The sequence below is a fragment of the Streptomyces sp. NPDC104307 genome (assembly GCF_055584045.1).
Window position 1 is genome coordinate 1 of the sequence record NZ_JBVJMU010000008.1, and the last position, 22,863, is coordinate 22,863.

A 22,863-nucleotide genomic window follows, 5' to 3' on the forward strand; every position below is an offset into this window, starting at 1 on the left:
CAGCGCAAGCTGGCCGCCGAGTACCCCGTCATCCTCGGCGGCGCCGCCCTCACCCGCGCCTACGTCGAACAGGACCTCCACGAGATCTACGAGGGAGAGGTCCGCTACGCCCGCGACGCCTTCGAGGGACTGCGCCTGATGGACGCGCTCATCGGGGTCAAGCGCGGCGTCCCCGGCGCCACCCTGCCCGAGCTCAAGCAGCGGCGCGTGCCCAAGCGCGAGACCGCCGTGCTGGAGGTCGAGGAGCCCGAGGAGGGTGTCCGCTCCGACGTGTCCATTGACAACCCGGTTCCCACCCCGCCGTTCTGGGGCACCCGGGTCATCAAGGGCATCCAGCTCAAGGAGTACGCCTCCTGGCTCGACGAAGGCGCCCTCTTCAAGGGGCAGTGGGGCCTCAAGCAGGCCCGCGCCGGTGACGGACCGACGTACGAGGAACTGGTCGAGACCGAGGGCCGCCCGCATCTGCGCGGCTGGCTCGACAAGCTGCACACCGAGAACCTGCTGGAAGCGGCCGTCGTCTACGGCTACTTCCCCTGTGTCTCCAAGGGCGACGACCTGATCCTGCTGCACGAGGACGGCTCCGAGCGCACCCGCTTCACCTTCCCGCGCCAGCGCCGCGGCCGCCGCCTCTGCCTGGCGGACTTCTTCCGCCCGGAGGAGTCCGGCGAGACGGACGTGATCGGTCTCCAGGTCGTCACCGTCGGATCGCGGATCGGCGGCGAGACCGCCAAGCTCTTCGAGGCCAACGCCTACCGCGACTACCTGGAGCTGCATGGGCTCTCCGTCCAGCTGGCCGAGGCGCTCGCCGAGTACTGGCACGCCCGGGTCCGCTCGGAGCTGGGCTTCGCCGGGGAGGACCCGGCCGACGTCGAGGACATGTTCGCGCTGAAGTACCGGGGCGCGCGCTTCTCCCTCGGCTACGGCGCCTGCCCCGACCTGGAGGACCGGGCGAAGATCGCCGACCTGCTCCAGCCCGAGCGGATCGGCGTGCACCTCTCCGAGGAGTTCCAGCTCCACCCGGAGCAGTCCACCGACGCGATCGTCATCCACCACCCGGAGGCGAAGTACTTCAACGCGCGGTAGGGCTCCGTTCAACGCGTGGTAGCCGGACGAGTCGTACACTGGTCGGTCCAGTGCAGGCCGGTCACCTTCCCTCCGGGGAACGGTGGCCGGCCTTCTCGCCCCTCATGAAAGGTGTGCCGGATGACCAGTACGATCCCCGCGTCCCTGAACCGGACGGCCGAGGGTGCGGCCCTGCAGGCCGTGCTCCTCGACATGGACGGCACCCTGGTCGACACCGAGGGCTTCTGGTGGGATGTCGAGAAGGAGGTCTTCGCCGACCTCGGGCACACGCTGGACGAGGCGTGGCGTGAGGTGGTCGTCGGCGGCCCGATGACCCGCAGCGCCGGGTACCTGATCGAGTCCACCGGCGCCGACATCACGCTTCCCGAGGTGACCGTGCTGCTCAACGACCGCTTCGAGAAGCGCATCGGCCTCGGGGTGCCCCTGATGCCGGGAGCTGCCCGGCTGCTGGCCGAGCTGGGCAGGCACCGGATCCCCACCGCCCTGGTCTCGGCCTCGCACCGGCGGATCATCGACCGGGTGCTGGACTCCGTGGGCCACCACCACTTCGCGCTGACCGTCGCGGGCGACGAGGTCACCCGGACGAAGCCGCACCCGGAGCCGTATCTCGCCGCCGCGCACGGCTTCGGGGCCGACCCCCGGCTCTGCGCGGTCATCGAGGACACCGCGACCGGGGTGGCCGCGGCCGAGGCCGCCGGGTGCCGGGTGGTCGCCGTGCCGTCGGTGTCACCGATCGCCCCCGCCCCCGGCCGGGTCGTCGTGAGCTCTCTCGAAGAAGTCGATCTGGCATTTCTCAGGGGCCTGATCACGGGAATGCGCTGAGTCGTACACCGAGAGTATTTCTGTGAATGAATGGAGAATCTCTCGGCACCGGAAGTGCAGTTCCTGTCGCGCTTACGTGTAAGCAAGTCGAGTGCATGTCAATACCCGGAAACGCTCACTCTGTTTCTATCGAAGTGACCTTCCTCACCCGAATGGCCCATAACGTGTTCGGGAGATTCGCCGGGCTGTCCGTTTTGACGTACCCAAGTGTCCCGTTTCATGAATCCCTGTACGAATCATTCCGGCATCCGGCAAGCCGTGGTCAGCGCATTCCCGTCACCACCTGATTACGCACCGGACGGCTCCGGTCCGGCATTGCGGAGGACGCCTACTAATGTCGTTTTCTCCATGACCGGATGAGGGAGAACGTCCAAGATGAACCGCAAGACACTGGTGCTGCCGGCCGTCGTGGGCCTGCTCGCGCCCGTACTCGCCGCCTGCGGCGCGTCGGACGGTGGGAGCGATGGCAGCGGCGCCATCGTTGTCGGCACCACGGACCGGTTCGTCGGCTCGAAGGACGCCCCCGCACCGCTCGACCCCGCCATCGGCTACGAGGCGGGTGTCTGGAACGTACTGCGGCAGACCGTGCAGACGCTGACACACGTCCCGCGCGGCGGCGGCGAGCCGGTGCCAGAGGCCGCCGAGAGCTGCTCCTTCACCGACACGGAGAACGAGAGCTACCGCTGCAAGCTGCGCGACGGCCTCGAATTCGCCGACGGCAGCGCGGTCACCGCGCAGGACGTCAAGTACTCCATCGACCGTGTCATCCGCATCAAGTCCACCAACGGTCCCGCAGCCCTCCTCGACAACATCGACACCGTCGAGACCAAGGGGGAGCGCGAGGTCATATTCCACCTCCGGACCTCGGACGCCACCTTCCCCTACAAGCTGGCCACCCCGCCCGCCGGAATAGTCCAGCCCGCCAAATACCCGGCGGGCTCCCCGCGTGACGGATTCCAGGTGGACGGCTCGGGGCCGTACACGATGAAGCCGGAAGTGAAGAACGATCAGGTCGTGAAAGTCGTCTTCACGAAGAATCCCCATTACAAGGGGGATCTCAAGGTGCTGAACGACAAGGTGGAACTCGATCTCTTCCCCGACGCCACCGCCATGGGCAAGGCGCTCGAAGACAAGAAGATCGACATGATGACCCGCACCATGTCGCCCCAGCAGTCGCAGAAGATGCTGGAGCACCCCCAGGACGGCATCAAGCTCACCGAGATGCCCGGCCTCGCCATCAGCTATCTCGGATTCGACACCGACGACCCCGCCGTGAAGAACAAGGCGGTCCGCCAGGCCATGGCCCAGATCATCGACCGGGGCCAGATCGCGAGCGAGGTGTACGGCACCACGGCCGAACCGCTGTACTCGCTGATCCCGTCCAGCATCGCCGGACACACCAACTCGTTCTTCAACAAGTACGGCGAGCCCAGCACGGCCAAGGCCGCCGCGATCCTGCGTGATGCCGGGATCCACACCCCGGTGAAGTTCACCCTGCACTACACGACCGACCACTACGGCGACGCCACCGCGGCCGAGTTCAGGACCCTGCGCAAGCAGCTGAAGGACACCGGCCTGTTCGACGTGACCGTCGAGGGCACCCCCTGGGAGAAGTACCGCCCGGCCGAACTGCGCGGCGACTACGCCGTCTACGGCATGGGCTGGTTCCCCGACTTCCCGGACCCGGACAACTACACGGCCCCGTTCCTCGACAGGAACAACTTCCTCAACTCGCCCTACAAGTCGGCCCTCGCCCAGAAGACGCTCATCCCGCAGTCCCGCCGCGAGGCCGACCGCAGCATCGCCGCCAAGACCTTCAAGCAGCTCCAGGACATCGTCGCGGAGGACGTCCCCGTTCTCCCCGTCTGGCAGGGCAAGCAGTACGTCGCCTCCCTCGACGGCCTCACCGGCGTGGAGTGGGCCGTCAACTCCTCCGCCGACCTCCAGCTCTGGGAACTGGGCCGCGGCACCGACTGAGCCCCGGACGTCACCCCTGGTGGCCGCCCGGCGGGGTCACTGGGCGCCGGGGCGCACCAGCCCGCTCTCGTACGCGTACACCGCCGCCTGCACCCGGTCACGCAGTCCGAGCTTCGTCAGCACATGGCCCACATGCGTCTTCACCGTCGTCTCACTGACGAAGAGGTCGGCGGCGATCTCGGCATTCGACAGGCCGCGCGCCACCAGCTTCAGGACCTCCACCTCGCGGTCCGTCAACGTGTTGAGCGTGTCCGGAACCGGCTCCTCGCCGGACGGCAGATGGTCCGCGTACTTGTCCAGCAGCCGGCGCGTGATACTCGGGGCGAGCATCGCCTCGCCGCCCGCGACCACCCGGATCGCCTGCACCAGCTCATTGGCCGGGGCGTCCTTCAGCAGGAACCCACTGGCACCCGCGCGCAGCGCCTCCACCACGTACTCGTCGAGATCGAACGTCGTGAGCACCAGCACCTTCGCCGGACCGTCCTTGCCGGGACCGCTGATCTGGCGCGTCGCCTCCACCCCGTCCATCCGCGGCATCCGGATGTCCATCAGCACCACATCGGGCTGCAGCGCCCGCACCTGGTCGAGAGCCTGGAGACCGTCACCGGCCTCACCCACCACCGCGAGATCACCCTCCGCCTCCAGAATCATCCGGAAGCCGGTGCGCAGCAGCGGTTGGTCATCGACCAGTAGGACGCGGATCGCCACGGAGTCTCCTTTTAAGGTCCTTCGAGGGCCACAGGCCGGCCGGCCTCAGCATGGACCGGGTCCATTCTGCCCTGGACGTCCTGCCCCGGCTCCGCCGGGCGTACCGACAGCGGATAGACCGGGGGAGTACCGCCGAATTCGGGACAGAGCGCCTGGTGGTCGCACCAGCCGCACAGCTTCGTCGGCCGCGGCCGCCACTCGCCGGTCTCCGTGGCCAGCGAGATCGCCTCCCAGAGGGCCAGCAGCTTGCGCTCCACCCGCTCCAGATCCGCCACCACCGGGTCGTACGTCAGCACGTCCCCACTGCCGAGGTACACCAGCTGCAGGCGGCGCGGCACCACACCCTTGAGCCGCCAGACGACCAGCGCGTAGAACTTCATCTGGAAGAGAGCACCCTCCGCGTACTCCGGACGCGGCGCCTTCCCCGTCTTGTAGTCGACGATCCGGACGTCACCGGTCGGTGTCACGTCGATCCGGTCGATCACCCCGCGCAGCCGCAGCCCCGACTCCAGCTCCGTCTCGACGAACAGCTCCCGCTCGGCCGGCTCCAGCCGCGTCGGATCCTCCAGCGAGAACCAGCGCTCCACGAGCCGCTCCGCCTCCGACAGCCACCGCGACAGCCGCTCACCCTGCGGATCCTCCGCGAACAGCTCCGACAGCTCCGGCTTCGACTCCAGCAGCCGGTCCCACTGCCCGGGGATCAGCGCCGTGGCCCGGCCGGCCGTCCGCTCCGTCGCCGGATTGTCGAACAGCCGCTCCAGCACCGCATGGACCAGCGTCCCCCGGGTAGCCGCCTCACTGGGCTTCTGCGGCAGCTTGTCGATGACCCGGAAGCGGTACAGCAGGGGACACTGCATGAAGTCACTCGCCCGCGACGGCGAAAGGGACGAGGGCGGCTGAGGCGGCCGCGGCACTGAGGTCATGACGAAGACCCTACGACCCGCCACTGACAACAACCGGCATACCATCGACCACAGACCCCAGAACACTGCATGATCGTGCCGGACGGCACCGACCGAAGGGACCTCGTGGACGAGAGCGGCAACAGCGGGCGGCCGCAGCCCGGCGCAGGGGGACCGGACCCCGCCGCCGGCCCCGGCAAGGGCAAACCGCCGCGCCGCGAAGAGCCCGGAGGCGGCATCCTGATGGGCCGCCCCTTCGGAGTACCCGTCTACGTCGCACCGAGCTGGTTCCTCGTCGCGGCCCTGATCACCTGGGTCTTCGGCGGCCAGCTCGACCGGGTGCTGCCCGGCCTCGGCGCGGCGCGCTACCTCGTCGCACTCTTCTTCGCCATCGCCTTCTACGCCTCCGTGCTCGTCCACGAACTCGCGCACACCGTGGTCGCACTGCGCTACAAACTGCCGGTACGCCGCATCCAGCTCCAGTTCTTCGGCGGCGTCTCCGAGATCGAGAAGGAGTCCGAGACCCCCGGCCGCGAATTCTTCCTCGCCTTCGTCGGCCCGCTGCTCTCCCTCGTCCTGGCCGGTCTCTTCTACATCCCGCTGAACTTCGTCGAACGCGGCACCGTCCCCGGAGTGCTCCTCGGCGGACTGATGATCTCCAACCTCATCGTCGCCGTCTTCAACCTGCTGCCCGGCCTCCCGCTCGACGGCGGCCGGATGCTCCGCGCCGTCGTCTGGAAGATCACGGGCCGCCCGATGAGCGGCACCGTCGCCGCCGCCTGGGTCGGCCGCGCCCTCGCCGTCATCACCCTCATCGGCCTCCCCCTCCTCACCCGCACCGGGTCCTTCGGCAACGACACCGAGAGCCTCAGCGGCATGGACACCGTCATCGACGCCCTGCTCGCCGCGGTCCTCGCCGCCATCATCTGGACCGGAGCGGGCAACAGCCTGCGCATGGCCCGGCTCCGCGAGCACCTGCCCGACCTGCGCGCCCGCGCCCTCACCAGGCGCGCGGTACCCGTCGAGGCCGCCACCCCGCTCTCAGAGGCGCTGCGCCGCGCCAACGAGGCGGGCGCCCGCGCCCTCGTCGTCGTCGACGGAACCGGCGAACCCAAGGCCGTCGTCCGGGAGGCCGCCATCGTCGCCGTCCCCGAACACCGCCGCCCCTGGGTCGCCGTCAGCGGCCTCGCCCAGGACCTCACCGACGGCATGAAGGTCTCCGCCGAACTCGCCGGCGAAGCCCTCCTGGACCGGCTCAAGGCCAGCCCCGCCACCGAGTACCTCGTCGTCGAGGACACCGGCGAGATCTACGGCGTGCTCTCCACGGCCGACGTGGAACGGGCGTTCGTCGCCGCCATGGCCCGCCCCGCCGCCTGACCCCGCGCCCGCACCGGGACACGCGGTCGGAGCCCACGGAAACACCGGTACGCTGGTCACATGTCTGAACCGACCGGTGCCGCCCGCCGACGCGGGCCCTTCAAGGTCGGGGACCAGGTCCAGCTCACCGATCCCAAGGGACGCCACTACACCTTCACGCTCGAAGCCGGAAAGAACTTCCACACCCACAAGGGTTCTTTCTCGCACGACGAGCTGATCGGTGCTCCCGAAGGCAGTGTTGTCCGCACCACGGGGAACGTCGTCTACCTCGCGCTGCGCCCCCTGCTCCCCGACTACGTCCTGTCCATGCCCCGCGGCGCCGCCGTGGTCTACCCCAAGGACGCGGGGCAGATTCTGGCCTTCGGCGACATCTTCCCCGGCGCCCGCGTCGTGGAGGCCGGCGTGGGATCCGGCGCCCTCTCGACCTTCCTGCTCCGCGCCATCGGCGAGCAGGGCATGCTGCACTCCTACGAGCGCCGCGAGGACTTCGCGGAGATCGCCCAGCAGAACGTCGAGCGCTACTTCGGCAGCCCGCACCCCGCCTGGCAGCTCACCGTCGGAGACCTCCAGGACAACCTGACGGAGACCGACGTCGACCGCGTCGTCCTGGACATGCTCGCGCCCTGGGAGTGCCTGGACGCCGTCTCCAAGGCGCTCGTCCCGGGCGGCATCCTCTGCGCGTACGTGGCGACCACCACCCAGCTCTCCCGCACGGTCGAGTCCATCCGTGAGATCGGCTGCTTCGCGGAACCGCAGCCCTGGGAATCGATGATCCGCAACTGGCACGTCGAGGGCCTCGCCGTCCGCCCGGACCACCGGATGATCGGCCACACCGGCTTCCTCGTCACCGCCCGCCGGCTGGCCGACGGGGTCCAGGCCCCGCCGCGCCGCCGCCGCCCCTCCAAGGGCGCCTACGGCGACGACTACAGCGGACCCGGCAGCCAGAGCGGCACCGCCGCCGACTGACGAGGCAACGCATCCGCGCCGCCGCCGAGTTCCCGGGCCTGTCCGGGAACTCGGCGGCGGCGCCTTTTCGTTGTGCCGGTACCGGCACAACGGAGGCGGGCGATCCCGAGGACCCCACCGTTCCGTTGATGTGTGAGGTGTGGCACGATGCTGGCCACTCGCCACCCGGCCGCCGACGCCCTGCCGACGGCACTGCCGCTCAGGCATTCCGCACCACAGGAACCACAGGAGACATCCCGCGTGCAGACCTCCGCGCTCCCGGACCTCGCGCACACCGACTCCACGACGCTGCACTGGCTCGCCACCGCGGCGGCCATGGCCGCCGTCGTCGCGGCAGCCGGCCTGCTCCAGCCCGACACGGCCGCCTCGGCCTCCACCACGCCCCACCGCACCGCGGTACAGCACGGCACGGCACCCGTGGCCCCGCCCGACCCCGCCCGCGCGGCGTTCCCCCTGAAGTGCGGCGACGGCGGCAACACGGTCGCCAAGGAGGCCCCCGGAGACCTCGACGGCGACGGCCGCCCGGAAACCGTCGCGGTGGTCCACTGCACGGCCGGACTGGGTACCCCGCCCAGCGGCGTCTACGTCCTCACACAGGAGAGCGGGGCCGCACCCAGGATCGTCGCGACCCTGGTCGACCCCGCCCAGAAGATGAGCATCGGTGACTTCACCGTGCGTGAGGGCGTCGTCTCCGCGACACTCCTCGGCTACTCCTCGCCCTCGGTCCCGTCCTGCTGCCCCGACGAGCAGGAGAAGGTCACCTGGCAGTGGCAGAACGGGGCCTTCGTACGCAACAGCCTGTCCGACGACTCCACCGGCGGCAACGCCTGACGGTCGCCGTACCCGGCCCTGCCCGGCAGGGCGCTCAGGCTGCCTCGGGGCCGAAGACCTCGACCCTGTCCGAAACGCGTCGTACATGAATACAGTCGCCCGGACACTCCTTGGCCGAATCGACCACGTCCTGGAGAAGCGGCAACGGCACCGGGGTGGTCGCCCCCTTGTCCTGCAGCAGCTCGTCCCCGTCGCTCTTCACATAGGCGAGTCCGTCGATGTCCAGCTCGAAGACCTCGGGCGCGTACTGCACACAGATGCCGTCCCCCGTGCAGAGGTCCTGATCGATCCAGACCTCCAGGTCCTGCGTGTCGCCACCGGTGGGAGCGTCCTGCTGCGCGGTCATTTCGCCTGCCGTTTCCTGCGTATCCGAACAAAAAAAGCCAGCCCTGACGGGTGTTGAACACTTCGACGATACAACCGGCCGCTTTCCGATGTTGAAGGGTGGGTATTCCCCTGACACGAGGGAGAGCGCAAGGGTGAAGATCGGACACGCCTCACAGTCTTTGTGATCTAGGGGTTTCAATCATCACCCACCCAGGTAGGGTCAGGAAGCGTCCAGCTCCCCTTGGAGGAGGTGAGGACCGTGGCAGCCCACGACGACGACACCAACCGCGGCATCCGGCCCGGACGGGGGTCCGATGACCCAGCCGGCCAGGTCGCCTATCTTGAGCAGGAAATCGCCGTCCTGCGACGTAAGCTCGCCGACTCTCCGCGGCATACGAGGATTCTCGAAGAGCGGATCGTCGAGTTCCAGACCAACCTCGCAGGCGTGTCCGCTCAGAACGAGCGGCTCGCCAGCACACTCCGCGAGGCCCGCGACCAGATCGTGGCCCTCAAGGAAGAGGTCGACCGGCTGGCACAGCCACCGGCCGGCTTCGGTGTGTTCCTGCAGGCCAACGAGGACGGCACCTGCGACATCTTCACCGGGGGCCGCAAGCTCCGGGTGAACGTCAGTCCCAGCGTTGAGCTCGAAGACCTCCGGCGCGGCCAGGAAGTCATGCTCAACGAAGCGCTCAACGTGGTCGACGCCATGGAATTCGAGCGTGCCGGGGACATCGTCACCCTCAAGGAGATCCTTGAGGACGGCGAACGAGCCCTGGTGGTCGGGCACACCGACGAGGAACGGGTGGTGCGGCTCGCCGAGCCCTTGCTGGACATCACCATCCGGCCCGGCGACGCCCTGCTGCTCGAACCCAGGTCCGGCTACGTCTATGAAGTCGTTCCCAAGAGCGAGGTCGAAGAGCTCGTCCTCGAAGAAGTCCCGGACATCGACTACAACAAGATCGGCGGCCTGGGTGACCAGATCGAGCTCATCCGCGACGCGGTAGAGCTCCCCTATCTGCACCCGGACCTCTTCAAGGAGCACGAACTGCGGCCGCCGAAGGGCATCCTGCTCTACGGCCCGCCCGGCTGCGGCAAGACGCTCATCGCCAAGGCCGTCGCCAACTCCCTCGCGAAGAAGGTCGCCGAAGTAACCGGCCAGCCCGCCGGAAAGAGCTACTTCCTCAACATCAAGGGCCCCGAACTCCTCAACAAGTACGTCGGTGAGACCGAGCGCCACATCCGCCTGGTCTTCCAGCGTGCCCGCGAGAAGGCGAGTGAGGGCACCCCCGTCATCGTCTTCTTCGACGAGATGGAGTCGCTCTTCCGCACCCGGGGATCCGGCGTCAGCTCGGACGTGGAGAACACCATCGTCCCCCAGCTGCTCGCCGAGATCGACGGCGTCGAGGGCCTGGAGAACGTCATCGTGATCGGCGCCTCCAACCGCGAGGACATGATCGACCCCGCGATCCTGCGGCCCGGCCGCCTCGATGTGAAGATCAAGATCGAGCGTCCGGACGCGGAGGCCGCGAAGGACATCTTCGCGAAGTACCTCACGCCTTCGCTGCCCCTGCACGCCGACGACCTCGCGGAGCACACCGGCTCCAAGGAGGCCGCCGCGCACGCCATGATCCAGTCGGTCGTCGAACGGATGTACACCGAGTCCGAGGAGAACCGCTTCCTTGAGGTGACGTACGCCAACGGCGACAAGGAGGTCCTGTACTTCAAGGACTTCAACTCCGGCGCGATGATCCAGAACATCGTCGACCGGGCCAAGAAGATGGCCATCAAGGCCTTCCTCGACCAGGGCCAGAAGGGCCTTCGCGTCTCCCACCTCCTCCAGGCATGTGTGGACGAGTTCAAGGAGAACGAGGACCTGCCGAACACCACCAACCCGGACGACTGGGCCAGGATCTCCGGCAAGAAGGGTGAGCGGATCGTCTTCATCCGCACACTCGTCACCGGAAAGCAGGGCGCGGACACCGGGCGGTCCATCGACACGGTGGCGAACACCGGGCAGTACCTGTAGAACGCGGATCGGCTGCGGATGCCCGGCCGGGCATCCGCAGCCGGTTGCTTTCCGGACAGCCGCGCCGACACCGCAGCAATGACGTAATTGATCTCCCCACCAGCACAGAGGCGCTCTAGGCTCATGCATACCGCCCGGTCGCGCAGTGCGGGTACGGGCAAACCGCGCACGCACCGGACAAGCAGCGGTACTTGAGCGCCGTTCCCGGAAGGGAGCGCCGCCGGGCAAGGAGGGCCGCATGACCGTACGGCGAGTAATGGGCATCGAGACCGAGTACGGGATCTCCGTGCCCGGCCATCCCAACGCCAATGCCATGCTCACCTCGTCCCAGATCGTCAACGCCTACGCGGCGGCGATGCACCGGGCGCGCCGCGCCCGCTGGGACTTCGAGGAGGAGAACCCGCTGCGAGACGCGCGAGGCTTCGACCTCGCCCGCGAGACCGCCGACTCCAGTCAGCTCACGGACGAGGACATCGGCCTGGCCAATGTCATCCTCACCAACGGGGCACGGCTCTACGTCGACCACGCACACCCCGAGTACAGCTCCCCGGAGATCACCAACCCGAGGGACGCCGTCCTCTGGGACAAGGCCGGCGAGCGCATCATGGCCGAGGCCGCCGAACGCGCGGCCCAGCTGCCCGGCGCCCTGCCGATCCACCTCTACAAGAACAACACCGACAACAAGGGCGCCTCGTACGGCACGCACGAGAACTACCTGATGAAGCGGGAGACCCCGTTCTCGGACATCGTGCGCCACCTGACCCCGTTCTTCGTCTCGCGCCAGGTCGTCACCGGAGCGGGACGGGTCGGAATCGGCCAGGACGGCCATGAGCACGGCTTCCAGATCAGCCAGCGCGCCGACTACTTCGAGGTCGAGGTCGGCCTGGAGACCACACTCAAGCGGCCGATCATCAACACCCGCGACGAACCCCACTCGGACGCGGAGAAGTACCGCCGACTGCACGTGATCATCGGCGACGCGAATCTCTCGGAGATCTCCACCTACCTCAAGCTGGGCACCACCTCACTGGTCCTCTCCATGATCGAGGACGGCTTCATCAACGTCGACCTGGCCGTCGACCAGCCGGTGCGCACGCTGCACCAGGTGTCCCACGACCCGGATCTCCAGCAGCTGGTCACGCTGCGCAGCGGCCGGACACTCACCGCTGTACAGCTCCAGATGGAGTACTTCGAGCTCGGCCGCAAGTACGTCGAGGAGCGGTACGGGGCGGACGCCGACGAGCAGACCAAGGACATCCTGATCCGCTGGGAGGACACGCTCAGCCGGCTGGAGAACGATCCGATGAGCCTCTCCCGCGAGCTGGACTGGATCGCCAAGCGGGAGCTCATGGAGGGCTACCGCCGCCGTGACAGCCTCGACTGGGACGCGCCCCGTCTGCACCTGGTGGACCTCCAGTACGCCGACGTACGGCCGGACAAGGGTCTGTACAACCGTCTGGCGGCCCGAGGCAGGATGAACCGCCTGCTGGACGAGAACGAGGTCGAGCAGGCCCGTACGGCGCCTCCGGAGGACACCAGGGCGTATTTCCGCGGCCGCTGCCTGGAGCAGTACGCGGACGACGTCGCGGCGGCCTCCTGGGATTCGGTCATCTTCGATCTTCCGGGCCATGACTCCCTGCAGCGGGTGCCCACCATGGAGCCGCTCCGGGGCACCCGTGAGCACGTCAAGGACCTCCTGGACCGCTGTCGTACGGCGGAAGAGCTGGTCCGGGTGCTCACGGGCGGCTGAAAGGGCCGTCGGCTGGGAATCATTCCGATGACCTCCGGACGTTGAGACAAGTACCGGGCCAATGTCGGACCCCGTAGGTAGGGTCTGATCAAGTGCTTCGAACCGAGTGGGGTGAGCTATATGGCGACCAAGGACACCGGCGGCGGACAGCAGAAGGCGACGCGCTCCACCGAGGGGACAGAGGAGCAGGCGCAGGACGCGCAGGCCTCCGACGACCTCCAGGAGCGACAGGAGAAGCTGAGCGACGACGTCGACGACGTCCTGGACGAGATCGACGACGTCCTTGAGGCCAACGCCGAGGATTTCGTGAGGTCATTTGTTCAGAAGGGCGGAGAATAGGGCTTTATGTCCGAAAATCCCGAGGGGAGGAACTGCTCTCGCTGTCGAAAGGAACTGCCGAGGCAGTCCTTCGCCAGTAACAGGGCGATGCGGGATGGTCTCCAGGCGTACTGCCGGAAGTGCTCGGCTGAGTACTACCGGCAGCGTCAGGAGACAAAGGGCAAGTCCGTCCGAGTCAAGGTGCCGGTGCCGCGGGGCCACAAGCGCTGCCCGCAGTGCGAGGTCGTGAAACCCCATGATCAGTGGGAGCGCAATAAGTCGTCTTCTGACGGCTGGGCGAGCTACTGTCGCGTCTGCCGGGCGGAGCGGAACCGGGTCAGCTACTTTCAGCGCAAATACGGCCTTACTCCTGTCGAGTTGGAGGCACTGGGCGCCGCGCAGCAGGGTGTTTGCTGCATCTGTCTCGTCGCCCCGGCTGAGCATGTGGATCACTGCCATGAGACGGGTAGGGTCCGTGGCGTACTGTGCTTCAGCTGCAACGCGGCTCTGGGGCAGCTCAAGGACCGGCCGGACGCCATAAGGCGTGCAGCCGCATACGTGGAGGGAAACGCGTGGAAGCCAACACTCGTAGCACCGGGCGTCTACCAGCTGCCTTCCTGACGCCGGGATCGTCCTCCTTCATGGACTTCCTGACCGATCAGTCGCCCGCGATGCTGCCGGGCAACCGGCAGCTGCCGCCCATGAAGGGCGCCATCGAGGCCCCGCACGGGACGACGATCGTGGCGGCCTCGTTCCCCGGCGGCGTGGTGCTGGCCGGTGACCGTCGGGCGACCATGGGCAGCATGATCGCGCAGCGCGACATCCAGAAGGTGTTCCCGGCCGACGAGTACTCGGCGGTGGGTATCGCCGGTACGGCCGGGCTGGCCGTGGAGATGGTCAAGCTCTTCCAGCTGGAGCTGGAGCACTTCGAGAAGGTCGAGGGTGCCCAGCTCTCCCTGGAGGGCAAGGCGAACCGGCTCTCCACGATGATCCGGAGCAATCTGGCGATGGCCATGCAGGGGCTCGCCGTGGTGCCGCTCTTCGCCGGCTACGACGTCGACCGCGAGCGGGGCCGGATCTTCTCCTACGACGTCACCGGAGGCCGCTCCGAGGAGCAGGGCTACGCCTCCACGGGCTCCGGGTCGATCTTCGCCCGCACCTCCATGAAGAAGCTCTACCGCGAGGACCTGACGCAGGAGCAGACGCTCACTCTGGTCGTGCAGGCGCTGTACGACGCGGCGGACGACGACTCGGCGACCGGTGGGCCCGATGTCGCCCGGCGCATCTATCCGATCATCACCGTCATCACAGACGAGGGTTTCCGGAAGCTGGCCGAGGCGGAATCCGCAGACATCGCCCGCTCGGTTCTGGAACGAAGGCTGGAACAGCCCGACGGCCCGCGCGCCGAGCTTCTCTGACCCCCGTTCCCAGGCTTCTTCGATGCTCTTGTCACTGACAGAAAGGGACGGATAGCCGGTGTCGACGCCGTTCTATGTCTCACCTCAGCAGGCCATGGCCGACCGGGCGGAATACGCCCGGAAGGGCATCGCCCGTGGTCGCAGCCTGGTTGTGCTGCAGTACACCGACGGCATTGTGTTCGTCGGCGAGAACCCGTCCCGTGCGCTGCACAAGTTCAGCGAGATCTATGACCGGATCGGTTTCGCCGCCGCCGGTAAGTACAACGAGTACGAGAATCTGCGCATCGGCGGCGTCCGCTATGCCGATCTGCGCGGATATACCTATGACCGTGACGATGTGACGGCCCGTGGACTGGCGAATGTCTACGCGCAGACGCTCGGCACCATCTTCTCCAGTGCGGCCGAGAAGCCGTACGAGGTGGAGCTGGTCGTCGCCGAGGTGGGCGCGGCGGCGGACGGTGACCAGATCTACCGGCTGCCGCACGACGGCTCGATCGTGGACGAGCACGGCTCGGTCGCCGTCGGTGGCAACGCGGAGCAGATCAGCACCTTCCTGGACCAGCGGCACCGTGACGGGATGTCACTGGCCGAGGCGCTGAAGCTGGCGGTGCAGGCGCTGTCCCGCGATCCCAACGGCAGTGAGCGGGAGATCCCCGCGGACCGGCTGGAGGTCGCGGTCCTGGACCGTACGAGGCCGCAGCAGCGCAAGTTCAAGCGGATCGTCGGACGGCAGCTGGCGCGGCTGCTGGAGGCCGACGGTGCCGGATCGACGCCGACGGACGCCCCCTCGGACACGGAGGACGGCGACGACAGCGCCACGGCGACGGCCACCGGCAAGTCGAGCGGCAAGCCGACCGGCAAGAAGGCCGTTACCGACTCCGGTGACGCCGCGGATTCCGGTTCGGCCGGCTCCGACTCCACCGATTCGGGTGGGGACGTGGAGTAGTCCGTTCCGCCGTACGACTCCGCCCCGGTCCGCCTTCCGGCGGGCCGGGGCTCTGTCATGCGGGCGGGTTCGAGGGCGGGGGAGCGGACGAGCCGCGGACGACCAGGTGGACCGGCAGACTGCCGGTCTCGGCCGTGCGGCCGTCCAGAACGGCCAGCAGGGCGCTCATGCCGCGCTCACCGACCTGTTCGGCGGGCAGCCGCACCGTGGTGAGTTCGGGCTCCACGGCCGTGGCCAGGGCCAGATCGTCGAAGCCGGTCACGGAGAGGTCGTCCGGTACCCGCAGTCCGAGCCGGCGTGCCGCCTTGCAGGCGCCCGCGGCCAGGATGTCGTCGTCGCAGACGATGGCGGTGGGCCGGGGGCCGGGAAGGGCCAGCGCGCGCTCCGCGGCCGCGTGGCCGGCCCGTACGTCCAGCGCGGCCGGCACGGTGCGTACGTCGGTGCCGGGCACGCCGCGCAGGGCGTCCCGGACGGCTTCGGCGCGGACCGCGAACGTCCAGGTGTCGACGGCCGAGGCGAGATGGACGAAGCGGCGGTGGCCGAGGGCGAGCAGATGCTCCGTCACCTGACGCATCCCGTCGGCGACATCGAGGTTGACGCGGGCCGCCGGACCAGGGGCCGAGGGGTCGCTGTCGAGCATGACCAGCGGCAGTTCGGCCCCGTGCAGTGCGCCCAGCGCGTCGGCGGCCATCGATGAGGCGATCACCCCGTCGAGCGCGGCGCGGGCCGAGGCGAAGGGGTCCCGGGCCGGACCGGTGCCGTCGGGCGAGGGGTACAGGACGACACCGAAGCCGTGTTCCGCGGCGACGGCGGCGGCCCCGGTGTACACCCGGGCGAAGAACTCGTTGGTGAGGGCCGGGACGACGAGCAGGGCGGTCCTGGTGCTGCCCAGGCGCAGATTGCGGGCGGCGAGATTCGGCCGGTACCCGAGCTCGTGGGCGGCCTCCCGCACCCGCTCCGCGGTGGCGGAGGAGACCCGGCCGCGCCATTTGCCGCCGAGGACCAGGGAGACGGTGGCCTGCGAGACGCCGACGGCCCGTGCCACGTCACGGCTGGTGGGCCGGGAGGGGGCGGGCTGTGCTGGGCTGGTCACTCGGGCCTCCGGGCCGGTCGGGGCAGGCGCCGTGAGGTGGACCCGCCAGCTGGTCACATGGTACGTATGAACCAGGAAGTTATACGTAACACCTAGGGTGGCCGGAAGGCGTCCCGGGGAGAGGGGCGGGACATGGCCGCGGGATATCTGGACATCCTCCGGGCGCGGCATGCCGCCCGGCTGCTGACCGGCACCCTCGTGGGGCGGCTGCCGAACGGCACCGCCCCCATCGCGATCGTGCTGTTCACCCGTGCGGAGGGCGGCAGCTACGCCCTCGCGGGCGCGCTCGCCGCGGTGTACGGGCTGGGCACGGCGGTCGGACAGCCGCTGCTGGGCCGCGCCGTGGACCTGTACGGCCAGCCGCGCGTCCAACTGCCCGCCGCCGTCCTGTCCGCCATCGGAATGGCCCTGCTCGCCGTGGCGGGCTTCGGTTCGCTGCCGCTCGCCTACGGGGCCGTGGCCCTCGCGGGCGTGGCCACACCTCCTCTGGAGGGCGGCCTGCGGGCCCTGTGGCCGAGCGTCCTCGGCAGTGAGGACCGGGTGCACCGGGCGTATGCCATGGACGCGGTGGCCCAGGAGGTCATGTTCACGGTGGGGCCGCTGCTGGTGACCCTGCTGGTCTCCCTCTGGTCGCCCGCCGCCGCGCTCCTCGTGATCAACGCGATAGGGGTCCTGGGGGCGCTTTCCGTCGTCCTGTCAGAGCCGTCCAGGACCTGGCGCTCGGCGCCGCGCGAGGCACACTGGCTCGGCGCGCTCCGTTCGCCGGGGCTGCTGGCCCTGCTCGGCTCGTTCTTCTTCGTCGGGCTGGCGCTGGGCTCCATCACGGTGGCGGGCGTCGCCTATGCCGACGACCACGGCCAGGACTCCGTCTACGGCTGGCTGATGGCCGCGCTCGGGCTCGGCGCGCTGATCGGTGGCTCGCTGTACGGGGCGCGGCAGTGGTCGGGGCCGCCTGAGCGCCGGCTGCGGGTGATCGTGGCGCTGCTCGCGCTGGGCTACCTGCCGCTGATGCTGACCCCCGGCGTGGTGGCGATGACCGTGCTGGCCGGGGTCGCGGGGGTGTTCCTGGCGCCCGCGATCGCCTGCTCGTTCATCGTCGTCGACCGGCACGCGCCCAGCGGCACGGTGACGGAGGCCTTTTCGTGGCTGGTGACGACGTTCGGGGTGGGCGCGGCGGCCGGGACGGCCGTGGCGGGACCGGCCGTGGAGCTGGGCGGGACGGCGTGGAGCTTCGCGGTGGCGGGGGCCGGTGGAGTGGCGGCGCTGCTGGTTCTGCTGGCCACCGGAAGGGTCCTCGCAGCTCCCGGGCGTAGCGCTGTCGCGGTGCGAGGATCGGAAAATGATCGAAACGGTGCCGTCGAACCCGGTTTCAGCTCGGGCCATCAGGCGTAATGTTCAGTCATGGACCGCCGCATTTTCGGGCTGGAGAACGAGTACGGCGTCACGTGCACGTTCAGGGGACAGCGCCGACTGTCTCCTGATGAAGTGGCGCGCTACCTCTTCCGCCGTGTTGTGTCATGGGGCCGCAGCAGCAATGTCTTTCTGCGGAACGGCGCCCGCCTCTACCTCGACGTGGGATCGCATCCGGAATATGCAACCCCCGAATGCGACAACCTGACCGAGCTGGTCACTCACGACAAGGCCGGCGAGCGCATTCTCGAAGGCCTGCTTGTCGACGCCGAACGCCGTCTGCACGAGGAGGGAATCGCGGGCGACGTCTATCTCTTCAAGAACAACACCGATTCGGCCGGAAACTCCTACGGGTGCCATGAGAACTACCTCGTGGCCCGGCACGGAGAATTCTCCCGGCTCGCGGACATCCTCATTCCCTTCCTCGTCACGAGGCAGCTGATCTGCGGTGCCGGCAAGGTGCTGCAGACCCCGAGGGGCGCCGTCTACTGCGTCAGCCAGCGTGCCGAGCACATCTGGGAGGGCGTCAGTTCCGCGACGACACGCTCCCGTCCGATCATCAACACCCGGGACGAACCGCACGCGGACGCGGAGCGGTACCGCCGCCTCCACGTCATCGTCGGTGACTCCAACATGTCCGAGACGACCATGCTGCTCAAGGTCGGCGCCACCGATCTGGTGCTCCGCATGATCGAGGCGGGCACGGTGATGCGGGATCTGACGCTGGAGAACCCCATCCGGGCGATCCGGGAGGTCAGCCACGACATCACGGGACAGCGCAAGGTGCGCCTGGCCAGCGGCCGCGAGGCATCCGCCATCGAGGTGCAGCGCGAGTACTACGAGAAGGCCGTGGACTTCGTCGACCGCCGCGGCATCCGCACGGGCAACGTCGAGAAGGTCCTCGAACTGTGGGGCCGCACGCTGGACGCGATCGAGGCCGAGGACCTCGACCGGATCGACACCGAGATCGACTGGGTCATGAAGTACAAGCTCATCGAGCGGTACCGGGGCAAGCACAACATGACCATGTCGAATCCGCGGGTCGCCCAGATAGACCTCGCCTACCACGACATCCATCGCCGCCGAGGCCTGTACTACCTGCTGGAGCGCAAGGGGCAGGCCGCCCGCATCTGCAACGACCTGAAGATCTTCGAGGGCAAGTCGGTGCCCCCGCAGACCACCAGGGCCCGGCTGCGCGGCGACTTCATCCGGCGGGCCCAGGAGCAGCGACGGGACTTCACCGTCGACTGGGTCCACCTCAAGCTCAACGACCAGGCGCAGCGCACGGTGTTGTGCAAGGACCCGTTCCGTTCCGTGGACGACCGAGTGGAGAAGCTGATCGCGGGTATGTGAGCGGGCGCAGGACGCGCCTCGGCCCTCGTGCGACTCGGGCCCCGTACGTTCCTCGTACGGGGCCCTTTCCACGCCCTAGAGTGTCGGGGACCCCCATGGGGCCTGCCCCAACAAACGTGTCGTCTGAGATCTGAGGAACCAGTGCGCCGACTTGCCGGCCTTCTAGTCGTCCCCCTGCTGCTGCTGTCAGCCGCCTGCGGTAGCGACGACAAGGGCTCCGACTCCGCTTCCGCCTCCGCGTCCGCCCCCTCCAAGAGCGGATTCCCCGCCATCACCGCGGGCGCGAAGTTCGGCGAGAAGCCCACCCTGGCCAAGGGCTCGGGAACACCGCCCAAGGAGCTCAAGACCAACGTTGTCAGTGAGGGCGACGGCGCGAAGCTCAAGAACGGCGACGCGATCCAGGTCAACTACCTCGGACAGGCCTGGGACTCCACCAAGCCGTTCGACAACAGTTACGACCGCAAGCAGCCGTTCGACCTGACGCTCGGCGCCGGCATGGTCATCCAGGGCTGGGACAAGGGCCTCGTCGGCCAGAAGGTCGGCAGCAGGGTCCAGCTGGTCATCCCGCCGGACCTCGGTTACGGCGCTCAGGGCCAGGGTGACATCAAGCCGAACTCCACCCTCGTCTTCGTCGTCGACATCCTGAAGGCGAAGCAGATCCCCGCCTCTGCCAAGGGCAGCGAGGTCGCCCAGGACAACGTCGACCTGCCGAAGGTGGGCACGAACACGGACGGCAAGGCGCCGAGCGTCAAGATCCCCAGCAAGTCCACCCCGCCCAAGAAGCTGGTCTCCAACTACGTCCTGGAGTCCAAGGGCGAGGTCGTCAAGGGGACCGACAGCGTCGTCGTGAACTACGTGGGGCTGCTGTGGAAGGACGGAAAGACGTTCGACAGCACCTACGCGACGGGCAAGACGCAGACCTTCCCGCTGGCCCAGGTGACCCTCAAGGGGCTCAAGAACGGCCTGATCGGGAAGAAGATCGGCAGCCGCGTGCTGCTCGTCGTCCCGCCGGACCAGGCCTTCGGCAGCAAGGCGCAGCAGTCCATCCCGGCGAACTCGACGCTGGTCTTCGCCGTGGACATCCTGGCGAAGATGTAAGACTGTCCCGGTTGCCCAGTTCATCATTTAGAGGAGCAAAGTCAGTGAGCATCGAGAAGCCCGAGGTCGACTTCCCGGGTGGCGAGCCGCCGGCCGACCTGGAGATCAAGGACATCTGGGAAGGCGACGGCCCGGTGGCCCAGGCCGGCCAGACCGTCTCCGTCCACTACGTGGGCGTGTCCTTCTCCACCGGCGAGGAGTTCGACGCCTCCTGGAACCGCGGCGCTCCGCTCCAGTTCCAGCTCGGCGGCGGTCAGGTCATCGCGGGCTGGGACAAGGGCGTGCAGGGCATGAAGGTCGGCGGCCGTCGCCAGCTGACCATCCCCGCGCACCTCGCGTACGGTGACCGCGGCGCCGGCGGCAAGATCGCCCCGGGCGAGACGCTGATCTTCGTCTGCGACCTGGTCGCCGTCTGATCCGCACCTGCTGTGTCGCGAGGGCCCGTGCCGCAAGGCGCGGGCCCTCACTTTCTTCCGGAGCCCCCGGAGCGGTACGGTCGAGGGTCGTAGCGCAAAACAGAGAGGGCGTCGATGGCGATTGCCAAGGCCGAGCGGCTGATGAACCTGGCACTGTGTCTGCTGGGGACCCGGCGCCCGCTCAGCAAGCGCGAGCTGCGCGGTTCCATCGAGGCCTACCTGGAAGCGGGCTCCGACGACGCCTTCAACCGGATGTTCGAGCGCGACAAGGACGATCTGCGCGAGCTCGGTCTGGTCATCGAGACCGTGGAGAACCTGGACGGCGACACCGGCTATCTCGCCCGTCGCGACAGCAACCGGCTGCCCCCGATCACGCTGGACGCGGAGGAGGCCGCCGCGCTCGGGCTGGCCGCCAAGGTCTGGCAGCAGGCCCGGCTGGCCGGTGCGGCCAGCGGCGCCCTGCAGAAGCTGCGCGCCGCCGGCATGCCGGAGGCCGAGGACGCGTACGAGGTGCACAGCGCCCTCGAACCCCGTATCCCGGTGCACGAGGCCGCGTTCGAACCGCTGATGCTGGCCTGCCGGGACCGCCGCGCGGTGACCTTCGACTACCGCAAGGCCAATGCCGCCCGCCCCGAGCAGCGCCAGGTCGAGCCCTGGACGCTGGAGTGCTGGCGCGGGCACTGGTATCTGGCCGGCTGGGACCGGGGCAGGGGCGCGGAGCGGGTGTTCCGGCTCTCCCGGATCGCCGGCAAGGTGCGCTCCCGGGCCGGCGCGTTCACCGCGCAGGTGCCCGACGTCGTCACCGTCCGCGAGACCGTCGAGAGCTGGGCGGGGGAGACGGCGACCCGCACCGCGCTGATCAGGCTACGGACCGGTTCCGGCTACCCGCTGCGGGCCCGGGCGATATCGGTCCGGGAACTCGGGGACGGGTGGGAGGAGTTGGAGATCCCGTACGGACACGGTCTGGACGCCTGGCTCGTCGAGTTCGGTCCGGACGTGGTCGTGCGGGAACCCGCGGATCTGCGGGCCGATGTGGTGGACCGGCTGCGCGCCGTGGCCAAGGACTGAGGGGGACCCGTACTCATGGCCACGAACGCCATCGACCAGACCCGCCGGATGCTCTCGCTGGTGACGTATCTGCGTGAGCGCCCCGGCGCCCACGTCCAGGACGTCGCACGGGCCTTCGGGATCACCGAGGACGAGCTCATCTCGGACCTCGACGTCCTGCCCATGTGCGGGACGAGCTTCCGCGGCGGCGATCTGCTGGACATCGACACCGACGGCGACCGGATCTGGTGGCACAACCCGGACGACGTCGCGGAGCCGCTCCGGCTCGCCGCCGACGAGGCGACGGCCCTGCTGGTCGCCGCCCGCGCCGTCGCGACGCTGCCCGGACTGCGGGAGAGCGACCGGCAGGCGCTGCTGCGCGCCACCGCCAAGCTGGAGGCCGCGGCCGGTGAGGTGGGGGCGGCCAGCTCCCGGCTCTCGGTCACCTTCGAGTCCGAGGGCGGCGTCTTCGCGGATGTGGACCGGGCGATCTCCGAGCGGCGCCGGCTCTGGCTGCGCTACTACTCGCCCGCCCGCGACGAGCTCACCGAGCGCGAGGTGGACCCGATCCGGCTGTTCGCCGTCGGGCACACCTATATGGAGGCCTGGTGCCGGTCCTCGGAGGACCGGCGCACCTTCCGCCTCGACCGGGTCGCCGAGATCCGGCTGCTCGACGAGCCGGCCGCGCCGCCGGAGCTGGAGCTGCGGGACCTCTCGGAGGGGCTGGTCCAGCCCGCCGCAGAGGATCCGGAGGTCGTCGTGGAGGTGGGTCCCGGCGGGCGCTGGGTCGCGGAGTACTACCCGCACGACAGCGCCCACGAGCTGCCCGACGGCGGCATGCGGATCACCCTGCGGACGCCTGATCCGGCCTCGCTGCGCAGACTGGCGCTCCGGCTCGGCCGGGAGGGGCGGATCGTCTCACCGCCGGAGCTGGCACAGAGCGCGCGGCGGGCGGCGCGGGCGGCACTCACCGCCTACGACGGCCCGGCCTGAGG

The 22,863-nt window shown here is 68.8% G+C and carries 22 protein-coding genes; 18 read left to right on the forward strand and 4 right to left on the reverse strand.

Features of this window, described 5'->3' with window-relative positions:
• The 3 genes from ACZ601_RS21085 to ACZ601_RS21095 form a co-directional block, all read left to right on the forward strand.
• Positions 1 to 1,083 (forward strand): vitamin B12 dependent-methionine synthase activation domain-containing protein (locus ACZ601_RS21085; protein ID WP_469540130.1); only part of this gene is annotated, 1,083 nt, incomplete at its 5' end.
• A gap of 120 nt (positions 1,084 to 1,203) precedes the next feature.
• A complete protein-coding gene (locus ACZ601_RS21090; protein WP_469540133.1) occupies positions 1,204 to 1,905 on the forward strand; it encodes an HAD family hydrolase in 702 nt (233 codons plus the stop codon).
• Positions 1,906 to 2,280: 375 nt separating this feature from the next.
• Positions 2,281 to 3,882 carry an ABC transporter substrate-binding protein gene (locus tag ACZ601_RS21095; protein WP_469540137.1) on the forward strand — a complete coding sequence of 534 codons (1,602 nt, stop codon included), beginning with the start codon at positions 2,281 to 2,283 and terminating at the stop codon, positions 3,880 to 3,882.
• A 36-nt stretch (positions 3,883 to 3,918) separates the two neighbouring features.
• Here ACZ601_RS21095 and ACZ601_RS21100 read toward each other — a convergent pair whose 3' ends face one another.
• Both ACZ601_RS21100 and ACZ601_RS21105 read right to left on the reverse strand, forming a co-directional pair.
• Positions 3,919 to 4,590: a response regulator transcription factor gene (locus ACZ601_RS21100; protein ID WP_311306640.1), complete on the reverse strand. Its 672-nt coding sequence runs from the start codon at positions 4,588 to 4,590 to the stop codon at positions 3,919 to 3,921.
• 11 nt (positions 4,591 to 4,601) lie between these two features.
• Complete coding sequence (locus ACZ601_RS21105; protein WP_440576715.1) at positions 4,602 to 5,447, reverse strand: RecB family exonuclease; 846 nt, start codon at positions 5,445 to 5,447, stop codon at positions 4,602 to 4,604.
• A 171-nt stretch (positions 5,448 to 5,618) separates the two neighbouring features.
• On the opposite strand from ACZ601_RS21105, the gene ACZ601_RS21110 reads away from it, so the two are divergent.
• The 3 genes from ACZ601_RS21110 to ACZ601_RS21120 all read left to right on the forward strand — a co-directional run bounded on the left by ACZ601_RS21110 (position 5,619) and on the right by ACZ601_RS21120 (position 8,666).
• Positions 5,619 to 6,869, forward strand: coding sequence for a site-2 protease family protein (locus tag ACZ601_RS21110; RefSeq protein WP_440576720.1), 1,251 nt, complete (start codon positions 5,619 to 5,621; stop codon positions 6,867 to 6,869).
• 60 nt (positions 6,870 to 6,929) lie between these two features.
• Positions 6,930 to 7,835: a tRNA (adenine-N1)-methyltransferase gene (locus tag ACZ601_RS21115; protein ID WP_024490918.1), complete on the forward strand. Its 906-nt coding sequence runs from the start codon at positions 6,930 to 6,932 to the stop codon at positions 7,833 to 7,835.
• Between the two features lie 240 nt (positions 7,836 to 8,075).
• A complete protein-coding gene (locus ACZ601_RS21120) occupies positions 8,076 to 8,666 on the forward strand; it encodes a hypothetical protein (protein WP_469540640.1) in 591 nt (196 codons plus the stop codon).
• A 34-nt stretch (positions 8,667 to 8,700) separates the two neighbouring features.
• Here the strand turns inward: ACZ601_RS21120 and ACZ601_RS21125 are convergent, their stop codons facing one another.
• Complete coding sequence (locus ACZ601_RS21125) at positions 8,701 to 9,012, reverse strand: ferredoxin (RefSeq protein WP_024490916.1); 312 nt, start codon at positions 9,010 to 9,012, stop codon at positions 8,701 to 8,703.
• 240 nt (positions 9,013 to 9,252) lie between these two features.
• Between ACZ601_RS21125 and arc the strand changes: the two genes are divergently transcribed.
• The 6 genes from arc to prcA all read left to right on the forward strand — a co-directional run bounded on the left by arc (position 9,253) and on the right by prcA (position 15,451).
• Positions 9,253 to 11,019, forward strand: a complete 1,767-nt coding sequence (arc, locus tag ACZ601_RS21130; RefSeq protein WP_073737389.1) for a proteasome ATPase — start codon at positions 9,253 to 9,255, stop codon at positions 11,017 to 11,019.
• A 238-nt stretch (positions 11,020 to 11,257) separates the two neighbouring features.
• Complete coding sequence (dop, locus tag ACZ601_RS21135) at positions 11,258 to 12,769, forward strand: depupylase/deamidase Dop (protein ID WP_469540143.1); 1,512 nt, start codon at positions 11,258 to 11,260, stop codon at positions 12,767 to 12,769.
• A gap of 120 nt (positions 12,770 to 12,889) precedes the next feature.
• Entirely contained in the window at positions 12,890 to 13,108 is a 219-nt protein-coding gene (locus tag ACZ601_RS21140; RefSeq protein ID WP_073737565.1) for a ubiquitin-like protein Pup, read from the forward strand.
• An 87-nt stretch (positions 13,109 to 13,195) separates the two neighbouring features.
• Positions 13,196 to 13,708 (forward strand): endonuclease VII domain-containing protein, encoded by a 513-nt coding sequence (locus ACZ601_RS21145; RefSeq protein WP_469540642.1) that lies wholly within the window; start codon positions 13,196 to 13,198, stop codon positions 13,706 to 13,708.
• Positions 13,660 to 14,505: a proteasome subunit beta gene (prcB, locus tag ACZ601_RS21150; protein ID WP_440576712.1), complete on the forward strand. Its 846-nt coding sequence runs from the start codon at positions 13,660 to 13,662 to the stop codon at positions 14,503 to 14,505. The genes ACZ601_RS21145 and prcB overlap by 49 nt, the downstream gene beginning before the upstream one ends.
• Before the next feature lie 58 nt (positions 14,506 to 14,563).
• A complete protein-coding gene (gene prcA / locus ACZ601_RS21155) occupies positions 14,564 to 15,451 on the forward strand; it encodes a proteasome subunit alpha (RefSeq protein ID WP_469540147.1) in 888 nt (295 codons plus the stop codon).
• 55 nt (positions 15,452 to 15,506) lie between these two features.
• Here the strand turns inward: prcA and ACZ601_RS21160 are convergent, their stop codons facing one another.
• A complete protein-coding gene (locus ACZ601_RS21160; protein ID WP_469540151.1) occupies positions 15,507 to 16,544 on the reverse strand; it encodes a LacI family DNA-binding transcriptional regulator in 1,038 nt (345 codons plus the stop codon).
• A gap of 132 nt (positions 16,545 to 16,676) precedes the next feature.
• Between ACZ601_RS21160 and ACZ601_RS21165 the strand changes: the two genes are divergently transcribed.
• The 6 genes from ACZ601_RS21165 to ACZ601_RS21190 all read left to right on the forward strand — a co-directional run bounded on the left by ACZ601_RS21165 (position 16,677) and on the right by ACZ601_RS21190 (position 22,861).
• Entirely contained in the window at positions 16,677 to 17,936 is a 1,260-nt protein-coding gene (locus tag ACZ601_RS21165; RefSeq protein ID WP_440575777.1) for an MFS transporter, read from the forward strand.
• Positions 17,937 to 17,945: 9 nt separating this feature from the next.
• Complete coding sequence (gene pafA, locus ACZ601_RS21170; protein ID WP_024493415.1) at positions 17,946 to 19,307, forward strand: Pup--protein ligase; 1,362 nt, start codon at positions 17,946 to 17,948, stop codon at positions 19,305 to 19,307.
• A gap of 141 nt (positions 19,308 to 19,448) precedes the next feature.
• Positions 19,449 to 20,405, forward strand: a complete 957-nt coding sequence (locus ACZ601_RS21175) for an FKBP-type peptidyl-prolyl cis-trans isomerase (RefSeq protein ID WP_440575778.1) — start codon at positions 19,449 to 19,451, stop codon at positions 20,403 to 20,405.
• A gap of 44 nt (positions 20,406 to 20,449) precedes the next feature.
• Complete coding sequence (locus ACZ601_RS21180) at positions 20,450 to 20,821, forward strand: FKBP-type peptidyl-prolyl cis-trans isomerase (RefSeq protein ID WP_469540155.1); 372 nt, start codon at positions 20,450 to 20,452, stop codon at positions 20,819 to 20,821.
• Positions 20,822 to 20,935: 114 nt separating this feature from the next.
• On the forward strand, positions 20,936 to 21,889 hold the full coding sequence (locus ACZ601_RS21185) for a helix-turn-helix transcriptional regulator (RefSeq protein WP_311306652.1): 954 nt from the start codon (positions 20,936 to 20,938) through the stop codon (positions 21,887 to 21,889).
• A 15-nt stretch (positions 21,890 to 21,904) separates the two neighbouring features.
• Positions 21,905 to 22,861 (forward strand): helix-turn-helix transcriptional regulator, encoded by a 957-nt coding sequence (locus ACZ601_RS21190; RefSeq protein ID WP_073737396.1) that lies wholly within the window; start codon positions 21,905 to 21,907, stop codon positions 22,859 to 22,861.
• Positions 22,862 to 22,863 lie beyond the last annotated feature (2 nt).